At 44.4% G+C, this 2344-nt stretch carries 4 protein-coding genes; all 4 read left to right on the forward strand.

The window, feature by feature from the left end; genetic code table 11:
- Positions 1–688 (forward strand): transposase (locus F6J99_RS44280; protein WP_293123616.1); only part of this gene is annotated, 688 nt, incomplete at its 5' end.
- A gap of 646 nt (positions 689–1334) precedes the next feature.
- Positions 1335–1784 carry a reverse transcriptase N-terminal domain-containing protein gene (locus F6J99_RS46075; RefSeq protein ID WP_365975473.1) on the forward strand — a complete coding sequence of 150 codons (450 nt, stop codon included), beginning with the start codon at positions 1335–1337 and terminating at the stop codon, positions 1782–1784.
- A 36-nt stretch (positions 1785–1820) separates the two neighbouring features.
- Positions 1821–2060 carry a reverse transcriptase domain-containing protein gene (locus F6J99_RS46080; RefSeq protein WP_365975475.1) on the forward strand — a complete coding sequence of 80 codons (240 nt, stop codon included), beginning with the start codon at positions 1821–1823 and terminating at the stop codon, positions 2058–2060.
- 43 nt (positions 2061–2103) lie between these two features.
- Positions 2104–2244 carry a hypothetical protein gene (locus tag F6J99_RS46085; protein ID WP_365975477.1) on the forward strand — a complete coding sequence of 47 codons (141 nt, stop codon included), beginning with the start codon at positions 2104–2106 and terminating at the stop codon, positions 2242–2244.
- Positions 2245–2344: the final 100 nt, after the last annotated feature.

Consider the following 2344-nt stretch of genomic DNA (forward strand, 5'->3'; position numbering starts at 1 on the left):
GTTAATCAAACGAATTCGCATAGTCAAGAGGGCTGATGGTTACTACGTTCAGTTTTGCATCTCTGTCGATGTAAAAGAGCAATTAAATCCTGCTGATGCGACTGTGGGACTGGATGTAGGATTGAAAGAGTTTTACACTGATTCCAGGGGCAAAACCGAACCTAACCCTCGTTTTTACAGGGCTGTGGAAAAGAAGCTAAAATTCTATCAACGTCAAGTTTCTCGAAAGAATAAAGGCTCATCCAACCGAAAGAAAGCAATTAATAAACTAGGTAGACAGCATCTTAGAATAAGTAGGCAACGTGAAGAGCACGCCAAGAGACTGGCGCGCTGCGTAATCCGTTCGCGTAGCGTCGGCTTCGCCGAATCTAACGATCTGGTCGCCTACGAAGATCTAAGAGTTAAGAACTTAGTTAAAAATCACTGTCTCGCCAAGTCTATTAATGATGCAGGTTGGTATCAATTCAGGAAATGGTTGGAGCATTTTGGAACTAAGTTTAGTCGGGTCACTGTCGCAGTAAACCCTGCATATACTAGCCAGAACTGCTCTGAATGCGGTGAAGTGGTTAAAAAGTCACTATCAACTAGGACTCATATCTGCAAATGTGGTTGCAAGTTAGATCGTGACCACAATGCCGCTATCAATATCCTAGTGCGGCTCGTTCCTAGTAGGAGCTTCTCGTGGTAGAGAAGGGTATGACTAGGGGGATTCGCGGGTAATAACCCAAAAATCCTAACTATCCTAAGGATGGTGGTGAAAACCCACCCTTTGAAGAGACAAATGACTCCTTACCTGGCCACACCGAGCGGGCGGCATCTCCGCAGAGTGACGCTGGCATCAGGGCGCAATCAGTTGACCACAAGCAGGTAGCAACACTGGCGCTAATAGGGAGGCGACATGGGTAAAAGTAGTCCTAAAAAAGTGTCTAATTGATAAGCCACAACCTGAACAAAACATGTGCGACTTAATCCTCTATTCTCACGACGTTTTTAGAATGACAGTCGTAATCTCTGAGAAGAGGATAGGCAAATTGGGAACGAAGTTACCGCAAGAATAGTGGAGCCTTTATAGTTAGTCGGCTATGGGTAAAAGGGTTAAAAATTTTGGTGTAAGGCTCCACTATTCTAAGGTTTCATCTCCGGACTGCCCTAAATCGCCAAAACAATCTCTAGGATGGAACGAGTAAAAACGACAGCAAAAATATGGGTCTGAAGGCCGGTCGAACCTTCGGTAAGTTATGCCAAACCTAATCCCCACTGTCGGGTAAGATGTGCTCAAAACTGGGCACGGGTTCTCAGAATATGTTCAACGAAAGTAGAGTACGGTTAGACGCATGTCAAAACATAGCGAACTATGGAAAAGGCAGAAGTGGAAAAAACTCCGCCAAAACCTATTCCGCCTACAAAGAAGAATATATAAAGCGGTTCAAGCTGGCGACCTAAGGAAAGCTCGGTCTCTACAAAAACTGATAATGAAATCCCGTTCAGCTCAACTTTTGGCAGTCCGTCAAGTGACTCAATTAAATCCGGGAAAACGCACTGCCGGTATTGATGGAAAGGAAAGCCTAAATTACCGAGAGCGAATCGAATTGGTAGAACAGCTAAACCACTATGGCCACACCTGGGTTCATAGCGGACTTAGAGAAGTACCAATCCCTAAAAAGAATGGGAAAACCCGAATGCTGAAAATACCAACCATCGCTGACAGAGCCTGGCAATGTCTAGTAAAATACGCCCTCGAACCTGCGCACGAAACGAACTTTCACGCCCGGAGTTACGGGTAATGGACTGGACGAAGTGCGCATGATGCACAGAAATATGTGTTTGAACATTTAAACTCAACCAAAAAAGGCATCACAAAAAGGGTCATTGAACTAGACATCAAGAAGTGCTTTGACCGCATCTCCCACAAGTCCATCATGGATAGGTTGTTAGCTCCAGCACAAATAAAGACGGGCGTCTTTAAATGCTTAAAAGCTGGCATCTGCCCGGAATTCCATGAACAAGGGACTCCCCAGGGAGGAGTAGTCAGCCCACTAAAGCGCCAACATCGCACTTGACGGAATAGAAAAGATACACCCATCAGTCCGATACGCGGACGACATGATTATCTTCCTAAAACCAAAAGATAAAGCAGAAAAAGTCCTCCAAAAGGTGGAAATATTCTTAGAAGAACGAGGTCTCGAAATCAGTCAAGAAAAGACCAAGATAACCAAAGCGACAGACGGATTTGACTTCCTATGAAGTTACCGTAAGAATAAAGAAGCCTTTACAGGGGACAGACTATGCAAAAAAGGGTTAAAAATTATTAATTAAGGCTTCTTTATTCTAAGGTTTCGTCTCC

It is taken from the genome of Moorena sp. SIO4G3 (assembly GCF_010692305.1).
Classification (GTDB): Bacteria; Cyanobacteriota; Cyanobacteriia; order Cyanobacteriales; family Coleofasciculaceae; genus Moorena; species Moorena producens_A.

Coding starts and splice junctions, on each gene's coding strand:
- F6J99_RS46075 (WP_365975473.1), top strand. CDS start 1,335: ATGTCAAAACATAGCGAACTATGGAAAAGGCAGAAGTGGAAAAAACTC.
- F6J99_RS46085 (WP_365975477.1), top strand. CDS start 2,104: ATGATTATCTTCCTAAAACCAAAAGATAAAGCAGAAAAAGTCCTCCAA.